Here is a 15163-nt window from a genome sequence, read left to right as displayed (position 1 = left end):
ACCTGTTTCTTCCGGTAGCTATCGGGATTGAAGCAGGTTTTTTTTATCTTTAAAAATTAATACATATGCTTTATGAAAAAAATATTTAGTTTACTTGTTTTAGTTTTTATTTTTAGCTGCGGAGGACAAAAGCAAATCATTGAAACTAATCCCGAAACAGTTAAAAACACTTCTAACACTAAAACGGAAACAGATTCAAAAAAAATAATTGAAATCGTAAATTATATTAATCAGAAAGATGTAAAAAGTAGTTTAGAATATTTAGCTTCTGATGAATTAAAAGGTAGAAACACAGGATCGGAAGGCATCGAAAAAGCTGCCGTTTATATTGAAACATTTTTTAAAAAGCATAACATTAGACCTTATTTTAAAACGTATAGAGATAGCTTTAATATCAAGAAAATAATTGGTTATAATGTAGTTGGTTATCTAGAGGGTAATGATCCTAAGTTTAAAGATGAATTTGTTATTCTTGGTGCCCATTATGATCATATAGGGACAGCAAAAGAAGTTAATGGTGATACCATCGCTAACGGTGCTAATGATGATGCCTCAGGAACAGTAGCGGTAATGGAGTGGGCTAAATATTTTTCTAAAACTAAAAGCAACAAAAGAAGTATGTTGTTTACGTTATACTCTGCAGAGGAAATGGGGTTAAAAGGTTCGGAACATCTAGCAAAACGTCTTAAAAAAGAAAATCTAGACTTATATACCATGATTAATTTTGAAATGATTGGTGTGCCTAGAGCCGAAAACGAAATTATGGCTTATATGTCTGGATACGAAAAATCTAATTTAGCTAAGCAACTAAATGTTTACGGAGGTAGTGAAATGATTGGCTTCTTCCCAAAAGCAAAGGAATTTAATTTATTTATGCGCTCTGATAATTATCCGTTTTATCAAGAATTTAAAGTGCCAGCACATGCTATTTCCACCTTCGATTTTACTAATTTTGATTATTATCATCATGTAGATGATGAAGCTGATAAAATGGATTTTAATCACATGACCAATTTTATCAATGCAATGATTCCAGCTATTGAAGGCATGGTAAATTCAGTTTCAAAAGAAATTAAAATGAATAATGAGTAAACACGTCATAATTACAGGAACGAGTAGAGGTATTGGCTTCGAGCTAGTACAAATTTTTGCTAAAGCAGGGCATAAAGTATTAGCGCTTTCCAGGAATGAAACCCCTATTCGAAATTTGAATTTAAAAAATGTGACTTATTTTCCTTTTGATTTAAATGATAATGGTTCTTACAAAAAAGTTGAAGCTTTTGTAAAAGCTGAATGGAAACATGTAGATATATTAATCAATAATGCCGGGGCGCTTTTGAATAAACCATTTGCTGAAACAAGCATGAAAGATTTTGAAAGCGTTTATAAAACAAATGTTTATGGTGTTGCAGAACTTACTAGAATTGTATTGCCTTTTATGAAAAATGAAAGTCATGTACTAACTATTAGCTCAATGGGAGGTGTTCAAGGGAGTATGAAATTTCCTGGGTTAGCAGCATATAGTTCTAGTAAAGCGGCGGTAATTACCTTAACAGAGTTATTGGCCGAGGAATATAAAGATTTTGGTATTTCATTTAATGTATTAGCTTTAGGTGCCGTACAAACTGAAATGCTAGAAGAAGCGTTTCCTGGTTACAAAGCTCCAACAACTGCATTAGAAATGGCACAATATATTTTTGATTTTTCGTTAAATGGAAATAAATATTACAACGGAAAATTGCTTCAGGTTTCAAATTCCACACCTTAATTTATGAGTAAATACAAATGCATCATATTTGATTGTGATGGTGTTTTAATTGATAGTGAATCTATAGCTATAAAAGTTTTAGTAGATATGGCTAATGATTTGGGTGCAAATATGGATTTTCAAGAGTCACTTATTAATTTAAAAGGGAAATCGCTTAATTTATGTATGAATGTTATTTCCAAACGTATTAATAATCTTTTACCTGTTCATTTTGAACAAGATTATCGTATTAATACATTTGAAGCGTTCCGTAAAGGTATTCAGCCAATAAATGGCATTAAAGATATTGTAGAGAATCTGAATATACCTTTTTGTGTAGCATCTAGTGGACCGGAAAATAAAATTCGTCTTAATTTAGAAATTACTGGCTTGTTGCCTTTTTTTGAGGGTAATATTTTTAGTTGCTATGCTATACAAAAATGGAAACCAGAACCAGATATTTTTCTTTGGGCAGCCAAAAGTATGGGGTTTAAACCAAACGAATGTTTAGTTATAGAAGATAGTGTCTCTGGAGTGAAAGCTGCCAAATTTGGAGGTTTTGATGTTTATGGTTATACAGAGCATGACTATAATAATGAACTTGAAGCCTTAGCTACTAAAACTTTTGATAGTATGAATGTCCTTTTAGGAATGTTATAGAGCTTAAAAATTTCTAATAAAATGAATTACCTATTTTAATAAAACTATTATTTTCGTTGTAATGCAAGATCAACTTAAAGCGTATATCCCAGAAAAAGCCATTCCAAAAGTTATTTCGCTTTTAGAGCATGATAATCTTATTGTTAAAATAAAAAAGGAGCGTAAAACGCGCCATGGCGATTATAAACCGTTACCAAATGGTAAACATCAAATTACGATAAATTCAAACTTGAATCAGTACCGTTTTTTAATTACATTAATTCACGAAATTGCACATTTTGAGGCTTATAAAAACTATGGAAGATTTATTAAACCACATGGTTTAGAATGGAAGCGAACCTTCCAGCATTTGATGTTGCCTTTTATAAATCCAGAAATTTTCCCAAATGAGTTATTACCTTTATTAGCTAAACATTTTATAAACCCAAAGGCATCTAGCGATACAGATGTACCATTAGCCTTAGCCTTAAAGCATTTCGACGAACCAAATAATAAAACGTTCATTTTTCAAATACCTTTGGGGCAAGCATTTAGGTTACACAACAACAAAGTTTTTAAAATGGGCAAAAAACGAGTTAAGCGTTATGAGTGTGTAGAAGTGAAAACAGGAAAGTTATATTTGTTTAACCCAAACGCAGAAGTAGAATTGATAAATTAAAAAAATGAATAAAAATTATTACGCCATATTAATGGCAGGAGGAGTAGGTTCTAGATTTTGGCCAGTTAGTACTCAAGATTTTCCGAAACAGTTTCATGATATGTTAGGAACGGGAGACACACTAATACAAAAAACATTCCATCGCTTAGCAGATTTAATTCCTAAAGAGAATATTTTTATATTAACTAATGAGCGATACAATGATTTAGTTTTAGAACAACTGCCTGAAGTTGAGCAACGACAGGTTGTTTTGGAACCTGCAATGCGCAATACAGCTCCTTGTATATTATACGCTTCATTAAAAATCCAAAAGGAGAACCCTGATGCAGTTATGATAGTAGCGCCAAGTGATCATTGGATTGAGGATGAGAAAACATTTTCAAAAAATGTTCAGCAAGCGTTTGATTATTGTGAAAACAACAATGCTTTAATGACATTAGGAATCCAGCCAACATTTCCAAATACAGGTTATGGCTATATCGAATTTGATAAATCAAATTCTTCAAGCATCAAGTTTGTTAACCAATTTAGAGAAAAACCAGATTACGAAACGGCAAAAGCATTTATTGAGCAAGGAAACTTTTTGTGGAACGCAGGTATTTTTATGTGGAGTGTAAAAAGCGTGGTTGAAGCTTTTAAGAATAATCAACCCGAGTTATATACCTTGTTTGAAAACGGAATTTCCGTTTATAACACTGAGTTTGAAGATGATTTTATAAGAGATAATTACCCAAAAGCAGAAAACATTTCAGTAGATTATGCAATTATGGAACGGTCAAAGAATGTTTATGTAATTGCTGCAGAATTTGATTGGAACGATTTAGGAACCTGGGGCAGTTTATATGATAAATTGGATAAAGATGAATCTAATAATGCTGTTGTGCATGCTAGAACTTTAGCTGAAGATGCATCAGGTAATATGATAAGAACTAAAACCGACAAAATTGTAGTAGTTGATGGCTTGAGTGATTATATTATTGTTGATAAAGACGAAGTTTTGCTTATCTTTCCTAAGTCAAAGGAACAAGATATAAAGAAAACACTCCAGCAAGTTAAAGATAAGTATGGAGAACAATATGGCTAATTATGAGTGAAGAAAGTAAGTTTAATTTTTCCGAAGAGGAAGAATCAAAAGCTGAAGCATTAAAAAAAGAACAAAACGTTGAGCAATCCAAAGAGGAGGTTAGAAAAGGTGCTCAAGGACTTTTAGCTAGCATAAGAAAGTTTTTAAGAGAACTCTTAGATTTTAGGGATGATACCGATAGAGAGGCAACGGTGCAAGCTATAAAAGGAGATATTCCTTTTAAAGGTGCTACAGCATGGATTTTAGTATGTTCTATATTTGTGGCATCTGTTGGGTTAAATGCCAACTCTACAGCGGTTGTTATTGGTGCGATGTTAATTTCTCCGCTTATGGGGCCAATTTTAGGTGTTGGTTTGTCCATTGCAATAAATGATATTGATACCCTTAAGCGATCTTTAATCAATTTAGCAACCATGATTGTGCTAAGTTTATTAACAGCCTTTTTATTCTTCAAATTCTTTCCTCTAAGTGAAGATACAAACGAACTTTTGGGTAGAGTAAAGCCTGATATTCGAGATGTTTTAATTGCCTTTTTTGGTGGTTTAGCTTTAATTATTGCTAGAACTAAAAAAGGTACAATAGCTTCCGTTATTTTTGGAGTTGCCATTGCTACAGCTTTAATGCCACCACTTTGTACAGCGGGTTATGGTTTGGCTAAAGGTAACTTTGTATACTTTGGAGGTGCCATGTATTTATTTACAATTAATACTATTTTTATAGCTTTAGCAACATTTTTGGTTCTTAAACTTTTAAGATTCCCTATGTTGAAGTATGCCAATTCAAAAAAACGATTATTCATATCAAGAATGGCAACACTTTTAGCTATTGTAGTTATGATTCCTGCAGGTTTTACATTTGTAGATGTTTATAGAGAGAGTAATTTTAAACGTGATGCTGGATTATTTGTTGATAATGAATTAAGTGCATTACCGCATGCGGCATTCATTAAGAATAACGCTATTTATAAGTATGGTGGAAATGATGATAGCAAAATTGAGTTAAATACTTTTGGTTTAGATGAAATTCCAGAATCTACAATTGCTGTCTTGCAGAGTCGAATGGCAGATTATGGTGCATTGATAAATAGTAAACTAGTTGTTAATCAAAATCGCTCAAAAAATTTAGATAACTTCAAATATATGGAGCAGCTTAGGTCGAGAGACTCTTTAGATTTGCTATCACAAACTCAAAAAATCGCCTATTTGGAAGGGCGTGTTTTGCAACTATCTAAGCTTGAAAAAAATTATATAGCACTAGATGAAATCTTAGAAGAAATCAAAATTCAATTTGAAACTGTAGAACAGTTTTCATACGCTAATGTTATTAACTCAAATTTTTCTAAAATGGATACACTATCGGTTTTTTCAGTTAAATGGGTAGATTCTTTGGCAAATGAAGAGATTAGAAAGAAAGATAAAGTAAGATTAGAAAAATGGTTAAAATATAAATTAGAGTTAGATACTTTGGTAGTTAATAGAGTTAATTAGTCATGCTCTTTTAGATACATTTTACGTACTTTTTTGAACAAGTTTGAAGAGTAAACAAAGTCTGTTACCACCTCATTATCTGTCTTAAAGATAGTTTTATTAGAGCCTTCCCAAGCTTTCAATCCATGCCTTAGAAAAACAATTTTTTCTCCAATTTCCATTACAGAGTTCATGTCATGAGAATTAATGACGGTTGTTATTTGATATTCATCCGTAATTTCTTGTATTAAGTTATCAATTACAATGGCTGTTTTTGGATCTAAACCAGAATTAGGTTCATCACAAAATAAATACTTTGGATTATTTACAATAGCACGGGCTATAGCAACACGCTTTTGCATACCTCCAGAAGCTTCACTTGGCATTTTTGAATGAGCGTCAGGTAAGTTAACACGTTTTAAAACAAAATCAACACGGTCTTCCATTTCGCTTTTACTTTGTTTAGTAAACATTTGTAATGGAAACATCACATTTTCAGCTATGGTCATCGAATCAAAAAGTGCACTACCTTGAAATACCATACCAATCTGTGCTCTTATATTTCGCTTTTCATCTTCAGAAAGTTGAGAAAATATCTTCCCATCATAAGCTATAGCACCTTCTTCATATTCAAAAAGACCTAATAAACATTTTAGAAATACTGTTTTACCAGAGCCACTCTGTCCAATTATGAGGTTTGTTTTTCCTTTTTCAAAAGAGGTGCTTATTCCTTTTAAAACTTCTACGTCTCCAAATGATTTATGTAAATTATTAACTTCTATCATTAGCTTAACAACATTTGGGTTAGAAAATAGTTTAAAATGATAATAACAACACTAGTCCAAACAAAAGATGTGGTACTTGCTTTACCAACCTCTAAGGCACCACCTTTCATGTAAAACCCATGAAAAGAAGGAATTGTTGCTAGGACAAAAGCAAAAACAATTGTTTTAATGAAAGCGTAAGTTACATGGAAGGTCTCAAAATCTGTTTGAATTCCAGTTATGTAGTCTTCAAGCGTGCTAAAGCCCCCATATACACAAGCAGCCATACCTCCAAGAATTCCTAAAAACATGGCTATTGATATAACAAAAGGGTAGAGCATCATGGAAACAAACTTAGGAAAAACCAAGTAGTTAAGTGAATTAATTCCCATAACTTCAAGAGCATCAATTTGCTCTGTAACACGCATAGTTCCTATACTGGATGTAATGAACGATCCTACTTTTCCTGCCATAATAATAGACATAAAAGTGGGGGCAAACTCAAGAATTATAGATTGTCTTGTAGCAAACCCAACAAGGTATTTAGGAATTAAGGGGTTATCAATATTAAGTGCTGTTTGTATGGTTACTACACCACCTACAAAAAAGGATATAAATGCTACAATACCCAAAGAGCCAATAATTAGGTCATCAACATCTTTAAGGATGAGTTGTTTCATAACGCTCCATTTGGTTGGTTTTCGAAACATTTCAACAATCATTAAAAAATAAGCGCCTATGTTGTGTAGGTATGTCATATACTTTTTTGTTAATGCTAAAGTAAAAAAAACTTATACCAATTTAAGCTTAAATTTAAATTATGATGTTTTAAAAAGTGTATTTTTGGATACAATAAATATTATAATAAAATGAGATTTTTTCTATCATTACTTTTCGGGTTTTTTATGTCATTGTCCACTGTGGCGCAAAATCAAAAACCAAAACTAGTCGTTGGTATTGTGGTGGACCAAATGCGTTATGATTATCTCACACGTTTTAATGGTAAATATGGAAAAGGCGGTTTTAAACGTATGATGCGTGAGGGGTTTAACTGCAAGAACAATCATTTTAATTACGTGCCAACTTATACAGGGCCGGGGCATACATCAATATATACAGGTACAACACCTAAATATCATGGTGTAATAGGAAACAATTGGTACGATAAGGAAGTAAAGGAAATGGTGTATTGTGCTGGAGATGATTCTGTTAAGGCAGTAGGGACTGATTCGGAATTAGAGCGTATGTCTCCTCATAGGATGAAAACTACAACCTTTGCTGATGAAAATAGATTGTTTACACAAATGCGAGGAAAAAGTATTGGTATCTCAATAAAGGATCGTGGGGCAATTTTACCTGCAGGTCATTCGGCAAATGCCGCTTATTGGTTCAGGGGTAAAGACGAGGGTAATTTTGTGTCCAGTACTTATTATATGGTAACCTTGCCAGAATGGGTGAAAAAGTTTAATGGATCTAAGGTTGTTACGTCTTATTTAAAAGAATGGAATACCCTTTATAATATTGAAGATTATACCGAAAGTGGTGAAGATTTGAATGATTTTGAAAGGGGGTATACTGGAAAAAAAACAGCTACTTTTCCATATGATTTAAAAAAGTTAGCAAAGACGAATATGGGGTTTGATATTTTAAAACAAAGCCCTTATGGTAATAGTATTGTTACAGATTTTGCTATTCAAGCTGTAAAAGCAGAAAGTCTTGGAAAAGACGATATCACAGATGTTCTAACAGTGAGTTTTTCTAGTACAGATTATATAGGACATAATTTTGGAGTAAATTCTAAAGAAATTCAAGATACTTATTTGAGACTAGATAAGGATTTAGAACGTTTTTTTAATGTGTTAGATATTGAAGTTGGTGAAGGTGAGTACACCGTTTTTTTAACTGCTGATCATGGAGCTATTGAAGTTCCTGCATATTTGCAGTCTGTTAAAATACCTGCAGGTTATTTAAAACTTTCTGAGCGAAAAAAGCGCTTCAATACATTTTTAACAGAGACGTTTGGTACTACAGAAATTGTTGACAATATAAGTAATAATCAGATTTTTTTAAATCGAGATAAAGTAAAGGCTTTAGGTCTAAAATTAAAAGATGTTCAACGCGCAATTGTTGATGAGCAAATTACATATTCACATGTTTCAAAAGCTTATACTGCTACAACAATGAGTTCTGTAAATTTTACAACTGGTATAGAGGCGTTGTTGCAAATGGGTTACAATCAAAAGCGTTCTGGCGACGTTATTATAGTTAATGACCCATCTTATATCAGTTATGGGAAAACTGGTTCTACACATGGTAGTGGTTTAAATTATGATACCCATGTACCGTTATTGTTCTTCGGAAAAGGTGTAAAATCTGGATATACGTATAAGAAAACAGAGATTACAGATATTGCCCCAACCATGTCGGCGCTTTTAGGTATCAGTTTTCCAAATTTTGCCACGGGTCAACCATTAGAGTTTGTTTTGAAATAATGAATAAACGAGCAGTATACTCAATTGTGGCCATAACTATTATGGTAGGACTTTATATTTACGATTATTTTTTAGATGAAGAAATAAAAGCAGAAGTTGTTAATGAGGGTAAAATACCCAAGTATGATACTAATGAGTTTTTTTTGCCATCAAGCACAACAGGTCAAATTGTACATCATAACGGTTACTCGCTATCTTATAGTGAACCTCATGAGCAAGCTGAATGGGTTGCCTATGAGTTAAAAAAATCACACCTTTCAAATACAAATCACAAACGCCCTTATTTTGAAATAGATCATACTATAAAAACAGGAGCAGCTAGTTGGCGCAACTATAAAAATTCTGGTTATGATCGCGGACATTTATGTCCTGCAGGAGACAGACGGTATACTAAAAAAGCACATGATGAAACTTTTTTAACCAGTAATATTTCACCGCAAGAACATCGATTTAATTCAGGAATCTGGAACAGGCTAGAACAAAAAGTACGGTATTGGGCAAGAAAGTATGATGGGGTGTTTGTGGTAACAGGAGGTGTATTAAAAGGGCGTATGAAAACTATAGGAAAAGAAGAGGTCTCAGTTCCTAATCAATTTTATAAAGTTTTAATTGATAACAATACAGGTGAAACTAAGATGATTGGTTTTTTGATGAGGCATAAAGATTCTAGAAAACCATTGTATGAATTTGTTGTACCTGTTGATACTATTGAAAAATTGACAGGAATTGATTTTTTTCCAGAATTAGAAGATTCTGTTGAGAATAAGTTGGAAGCTTCTGGTAGTTATAAAGATTGGAGCTTCTAGTAGAATAAGTATTCTTTGTCAAAAACTTGTTTTTAGGGTTTTAAATTTTCAATTTACTCAACATGCCCTTCCAACGTAAGTCTCTAATAAATTCACCCTCTTTTTCAGAAACTAAAAAGTCTGTTTTTTGTTTTTTAGCTTTAAAGTATCCAACCATATAATTCTTAAAAAGTGAAGCACTTTGTTTTTTGTAGGCTAGTTTCAACGCAGAAATTAAAGTGATAAAAAAGCCATAACGCATTTTGTACATCGCTTCACCTTGTAAATATTTTGAGGCTTTATTATAACTAATTCCTGTAGGCTTAAGATGTTTTACATGCAGCTTTTCATCAGTTAAAATTTCCCACTTGTAGTATTGAGCTAAAAGTTCATCTACGGTATCCCAACCCATAGACGGTTTTAGTTTTCCAATTTGATGAAAACATGTTTTTCTGTAGGCTTTTAAAGCACCACGAATATGATCTTTTCGAGTTAAATTTTCTAAAACCCAATCACCATTTTTTTCAATATAACAAAACCCTGCTGCCATCCCTAGTGATTCTTTTTTTTTAAAATGAGACGCTAATTGCTCTAAATAATTTTCAGGAAAGATTAAATCAGCATCAAATTTGCAAATTACATCGTAATTTTCATCTAGAGTATTGTAACCTTTGTAAAATGCATTAATGATTTTTGAACCAGGTAAGTGCTCGTTAGAAGATGTATTATGTATTAGAGATATATTAGGATGAACTTCGGCGTATCCATCAACTACAGCTTGTGTGTTATCTGTTGAATTATCATTTACTACAATAATTTTTTTTGGTATTAAAGTTTGCTTTACCAAGGAATTAAGCGTTAATCCGATAGAATCCGCTTCGTTATGTGCAGGAATGATAATGTAAAAATTCAAAAGCTTTTTGAGTTTAAAAAACTAAATTAAACTTTTTCAGCATAAACAATGTAGTATCTGGGAGTAAACCATCTTAGAATAGGGCGGATACCAATTTTTTTTGTTGGATTTGTCCATTTTTGGCTATCAATAATTTTCCATCCAGCTTTTTCTAAAAGCCAATCGAATTGCCAATCTTCAAACTCATGATAGTGTCTGTCAAGCATATCAGTTTTACTTCTATATGCTGAAGAAAACCATAGTTTAAGAGGTATACTAGCAACAAGTTTATTAGATTTAATCGATTTTAAAACAGTAAAAGGAGAAAGTAAATGTTCAAAAATTTCAAAAGCGGTTACTACGTCTGCACCTGAAATTTCAATATTAGAGGTGTCGATATCTAAATCTTCGCCTTTGGTGTTTTCTACAGAATATCCATGCTCCTGCATAATTTTGGTAAAAGGATTTGCAACACCTAAATCTAAAATAGATTCTGCGTTTGTAACATGTTTTTCTAGAAAATCGATGGTGTGTTTAAAACGTTTATTGGGAAAGGTTTTCTCGTACATGCTTATTGTTTATAAACGATAGCATTAATATTCATACCAGCACCAACACTAGCAAAAATAATAACATCACCTTTGTTTATTTCTTGGTTTTCAAGGTCGCCATTCAAAATCATGTTGTATAAGGTAGGAACTGTTGCAACACTTGAGTTTCCAAGTTTTCCTATACTCATAGGCATAATGCCTTCAGGCATATCCATATTATGAAGCTCATAAAAACGTTTTACAATAGCTTCATCCATTTTTTCATTGGCTTGGTGTATTAAAATTTTTTTAACCTGAGAAATATTAATTCCACTTTTGTCCAAGCAAGATTTCATAGCTAGTGGAACATTGGTTAATGCAAATTCATATATTTTACGACCATACATTTTTATGTAGCGACGTGTATCATCAGACTCTTGATTATTTGTTTCTCCGAAGAATATAAAATGAGCTTCGTCTAAAGCAAAAGTAGCAGATTCATGGGCTAATATACCTGATTTGTCTTCTGAAGCTTCAACTATAACAGCACCAGCCCCATCACTATAAATCATAGAATCTCTATCGTGTGGGTCGATAACACGAGATAACGTTTCAGCTCCAATGACTAAGCATTTTTGTGCGATTCCAGATTTTATAAAGGCATGGGCTTGTATAACGCCTTCAACCCAACCTGGGCAACCAAAAAGTAAATCGTAACCAACGCATTTAGGGTTTTTAATTTGTAATAAATGCTTAACTCTTGAAGCTATACTTGGTACGGTATCGCTTTGTTGGCTGTTATGTCTAACATCTCCATAATTGTGAGCAACTATAATATAATCTAAATCTTCTCGATTAATTTTAGCGTTTTCAAGAGCTTTTTCAGCAGCAAATGAAGCGATATCAGAAGTGTTTAAATGTTTTTTTGCGTAACGACGTTCTTCAATACCTGTTATGGCTTTAAATTTTTTAACTATAATCTCGCTAGGAGCATTTATACTAGAGCCGTCACTATTTAAAAATTCATGATTATGGAAGTCTTCATTTTTTTCAATTTCCGCAGGTATGTAGCTTCCAGTGCCAGTAATTTTAATATTCATATGAGAACAATTCCTTTAATATGATTCAACAAAAGCAATATAAAATCATTTGCAAAAATAAAAATCTAGTTTTAAGATGTTTTACGATGTTCAAAAGCTATTTTAGGCCTCTGCATAAGCTTCTATAGGCGTGCAAGAGCAAATTAAATTTCTATCACCATAAGCATCATCAACACGTCTTACACTTGGCCAGAATTTGTTGTCTTTAACATAATCTAATGGGAAAGCAGCTTCTTTTCTAGAGTAAGGAAATTGCCATTCATCTGTCGTAATCATAGATAATGTATGCGGTGCATTTTTTAAAACATTATTATCATCTTCCTTGGATACACTATCTATTTCTTTTTTGATAGAAATCATGGCATCACAAAAACGATCCATTTCTGCTTTACTTTCGCTTTCTGTGGGCTCAATCATCATGGTTCCAGCTACAGGAAAAGAAACAGTTGGTGCATGAAAACCATAATCCATAAGGCGTTTAGCAATATCAGTAACCTCTATTCCATGGACTTTAAATGGACGACAATCTATAATCATTTCATGCGCAGCACGTCCACGTTCACCAGAATACAACGTTTCATAACTTCCTTGAAGACGATGTTTAATATAGTTTGCATTTAAAATAGCTATTTTGGTAGACTCAGTTAAGCCTTGTGCACCTAGCATTTTAATATAGCCGTAAGAAATTAAACAAGCTAAAGATGAACCAAATGGTGCTGCAGAAATAGCAGTAATAGCTTTGTCGCCTCCCGTTTTTACAAGAGGATTTCCGGGTAAGAATGGTACTAATTGTTTTGCAACACAAATTGGACCAACACCAGGTCCGCCACCACCATGCGGAATTGCAAAAGTTTTATGGAGATTAAGATGACAAACATCTGCACCAATATTTCCGGGGTTAGTTAAACCTACTTGAGCATTCATGTTGGCACCGTCCATATAAACTTGTCCTCCATTATCGTGAATAATTTGCGTTATTTCTTTAATAGCAGATTCGTATACACCATGAGTAGATGGATAGGTTACCATTAATGCGGAAAGGTTGTCTTTATGTAGCTCTGCTTTTTCACGTAAATCGTCTATATCTATATTACCTTCTTCGGTTGATTTTGTAACAACTACTTTCATACCAGCCATAACTGCACTTGCTGGATTAGTGCCATGAGCAGAAGATGGGATTAAACAAATATTCCTATGATGGTCATTACGAGATTCATGATATGCTTTAATAACCATGAGTCCAGCAAATTCACCTTGAGCACCAGAGTTTGGTTGTAACGAGGTTGCAGAAAAACCTGTAATCTCTGTTAATTGATCTTCTAATTCTTTTAAAACTGTTAAATAACCTTTAGCTTGTTTTAGGGGTGCAAAAGGATGAATATTCCCCCATTTAAACCAACTTAAAGGTAGCATCTCTGAAGCTGCATTTAACTTCATAGTACAAGATCCTAACGAAATCATGGAATGATTTAAGGCTAAATCTTTACGCTCTAAGTTTTTTATGTAACGCATCAATTCTGTTTCAGAATGGTAGGTATTAAAAACGGCTTCAGTTAAAAAATCTGATTGTCTTTGTAATGGTTCGGAAATTTGATTTGTATCTTCAACTGAAGAAATGACGATTGTTTCTTTTTTAGCAGCCTCTGCAAAAATGGAAATTAAATAATTAATATCTCTAATAGAGGTAGTTTCATTAATTGAAATTGTAACCGTGTTTTTATTGGGATAGTGTAAGTTTACCTTCTTTTCGGTAGCAACTTTCTTTATTGTTTTAGCCTTGGTTTTTATTTGAAGCGTATCAAAATAAGATGTGTTTACTTGATCGTAACCCAATTTTTCTAATATATTGGCGAGTGTTGCTGTTTTATTATGGACTTTGCTAGCTATAAATTTTAAGCCTTGCGGTCCATGATAAACACTATACATACTCGCCATAACTGCAAGTAAAACCTGAGCAGTACAAATATTTGATGTGGCTTTATCTCGTTTTATATGTTGCTCTCTTGTTTGAAGCGCCATACGTAATGCACGATTTCCGTTAGCATCTTTTGTTACGCCTATAATACGCCCAGGGATATCTCTTTTATAAGCTGTTTTCGTTGCAAAATATGCAGCATGTGGACCACCGTACCCCATAGGAATTCCGAAACGTTGTGTGGTCCCAACAACAACATCAGCTCCAAATTTACCTGGAGCTTCTAGTTTAACTAAACTCAAAATATCTGCAGCAACAGCTACTTTAATTCTAGAATTATTTGCTTGATTTATAAATGATTTTATATCGGTAATCTGTCCATCTTTACCAGGGTATTGAAGTATAGCTCCAAAGAAATCTTCAGAAAAATCAAATGCTTCTTCTTCACCAACAACAAGTTCAATGCCAATTGGAGTTGCCCTAGTTTGTAGTAATGATAGAGTTTGAGGTAAAATATATTTAGAAACAAAAAATTTATTGACTCCAGATTTTTTCTGATCTCGTTCTCTTACAGCAAATAATAAACTCATAGCCTCAGCAGCAGCAGTACTTTCATCCAATAGAGATGCGTTTGCTATTTCCATTCCAGTTAAATCAATAACCATGGTTTGGAAATTTAACAGAGCTTCTAACCTGCCTTGAGCAATTTCAGCTTGGTAAGGGGTGTAGGCTGTATACCAACCCGGATTTTCAAGAATATTTCTTTGAATCACAGCAGGCATGATAGTTGGGTGATAACCCAAACCAATATAGGTTTTACGTGCTTTGTTCTTTTTTGATAATTCATGAATATGTAATAAATACTCATGTTCCGTCATAGGGGCATCCAAATTTAAACCGTTTTTTAAGCGAATATCATCTGGGATAGTTTCGTAAATTAGTTGGTCTAATGTGTCTAATCCTAATGTGTCTAACATTAATTTTTGGTCTTTTTCTCGAGGACCAATATGACGAAGAGCAAAAGCATTGGTATTCATTTAGCAAATCTTTTTTTATATAATTCGCAAAAA

At 33.0% G+C, this 15163-nt stretch carries 14 protein-coding genes; 8 read left to right on the top strand and 6 right to left on the bottom strand.

Annotation, left to right across the window (positions count from 1 at the left end; translation table 11 throughout):
- Positions 1-72: 72 nt before the first annotated feature.
- The 6 genes from Q0772_RS01875 (at position 73) to Q0772_RS01850 (ending at position 5636) form a co-directional block, all read left to right on the top strand.
- Complete coding sequence (locus tag Q0772_RS01875) at positions 73-1092, top strand: M20/M25/M40 family metallo-hydrolase (protein WP_298339512.1); 1020 nt, start codon at positions 73-75, stop codon at positions 1090-1092.
- Complete coding sequence (locus tag Q0772_RS01870; RefSeq protein ID WP_298339508.1) at positions 1085-1768, top strand: SDR family oxidoreductase; 684 nt, start codon at positions 1085-1087, stop codon at positions 1766-1768. Before Q0772_RS01875 ends, Q0772_RS01870 begins: the two co-directional genes overlap by 8 nt.
- A gap of 3 nt (positions 1769-1771) precedes the next feature.
- On the top strand, positions 1772-2407 hold the full coding sequence (locus tag Q0772_RS01865) for an HAD family hydrolase (protein WP_298339506.1): 636 nt from the start codon (positions 1772-1774) through the stop codon (positions 2405-2407).
- A gap of 61 nt (positions 2408-2468) precedes the next feature.
- Positions 2469-3065 (top strand): SprT-like domain-containing protein, encoded by a 597-nt coding sequence (locus Q0772_RS01860; protein ID WP_298339503.1) that lies wholly within the window; start codon positions 2469-2471, stop codon positions 3063-3065.
- Positions 3066-3069: 4 nt separating this feature from the next.
- A complete protein-coding gene (locus Q0772_RS01855; RefSeq protein ID WP_298339500.1) occupies positions 3070-4149 on the top strand; it encodes a mannose-1-phosphate guanylyltransferase in 1080 nt (359 codons plus the stop codon).
- Positions 4150-4151: 2 nt separating this feature from the next.
- A complete protein-coding gene (locus Q0772_RS01850) occupies positions 4152-5636 on the top strand; it encodes a DUF389 domain-containing protein (protein ID WP_298339497.1) in 1485 nt (494 codons plus the stop codon).
- Here Q0772_RS01850 and Q0772_RS01845 read toward each other — a convergent pair.
- Together Q0772_RS01845 and Q0772_RS01840 are read right to left on the bottom strand one after the other, a co-directional pair.
- Positions 5633-6400 carry an ATP-binding cassette domain-containing protein gene (locus Q0772_RS01845; RefSeq protein WP_298339494.1) on the bottom strand — a complete coding sequence of 256 codons (768 nt, stop codon included), beginning with the start codon at positions 6398-6400 and terminating at the stop codon, positions 5633-5635. The genes Q0772_RS01850 and Q0772_RS01845 overlap by 4 nt on opposite strands.
- Positions 6400-7137 (bottom strand): ABC transporter permease, encoded by a 738-nt coding sequence (locus tag Q0772_RS01840; protein ID WP_298339491.1) that lies wholly within the window; start codon positions 7135-7137, stop codon positions 6400-6402. The genes Q0772_RS01845 and Q0772_RS01840 overlap by 1 nt, the downstream gene beginning before the upstream one ends.
- Positions 7138-7248: 111 nt before the next feature.
- On the opposite strand from Q0772_RS01840, the gene pafA reads away from it, so the two are divergent.
- Positions 7249-8871 carry an alkaline phosphatase PafA gene (gene pafA, locus Q0772_RS01835; RefSeq protein ID WP_298339488.1) on the top strand — a complete coding sequence of 541 codons (1623 nt, stop codon included), beginning with the start codon at positions 7249-7251 and terminating at the stop codon, positions 8869-8871.
- On the top strand, positions 8871-9677 hold the full coding sequence (locus Q0772_RS01830) for a DNA/RNA non-specific endonuclease (RefSeq protein WP_298339484.1): 807 nt from the start codon (positions 8871-8873) through the stop codon (positions 9675-9677). Before pafA ends, Q0772_RS01830 begins: the two co-directional genes overlap by 1 nt.
- A gap of 40 nt (positions 9678-9717) precedes the next feature.
- Here the strand turns inward: Q0772_RS01830 and Q0772_RS01825 are convergent, their stop codons facing one another.
- From Q0772_RS01825 to gcvP, 4 genes are all read right to left on the bottom strand, one after another.
- Positions 9718-10569: a glycosyltransferase family 2 protein gene (locus Q0772_RS01825; protein ID WP_298339481.1), complete on the bottom strand. Its 852-nt coding sequence runs from the start codon at positions 10567-10569 to the stop codon at positions 9718-9720.
- A 26-nt stretch (positions 10570-10595) separates the two neighbouring features.
- Positions 10596-11117, bottom strand: coding sequence for a methyltransferase (locus Q0772_RS01820; protein WP_298339479.1), 522 nt, complete (start codon positions 11115-11117; stop codon positions 10596-10598).
- 2 nt (positions 11118-11119) lie between these two features.
- On the bottom strand, positions 11120-12178 hold the full coding sequence (locus Q0772_RS01815) for a ketoacyl-ACP synthase III (RefSeq protein ID WP_298339476.1): 1059 nt from the start codon (positions 12176-12178) through the stop codon (positions 11120-11122).
- Positions 12179-12280: 102 nt separating this feature from the next.
- On the bottom strand, positions 12281-15130 hold the full coding sequence (gene gcvP, locus Q0772_RS01810; RefSeq protein ID WP_298339473.1) for an aminomethyl-transferring glycine dehydrogenase: 2850 nt from the start codon (positions 15128-15130) through the stop codon (positions 12281-12283).
- Between the last annotated feature and the right edge of the window lie 33 nt (positions 15131-15163).

This window comes from uncultured Algibacter sp. (genome assembly GCF_947490405.1).
Classification (GTDB): domain Bacteria; phylum Bacteroidota; class Bacteroidia; order Flavobacteriales; family Flavobacteriaceae; genus Algibacter_B.
Note: the sequence above shows the minus strand (reverse complement) of the source record. Positions and strands in the feature narration are given on the sequence as shown.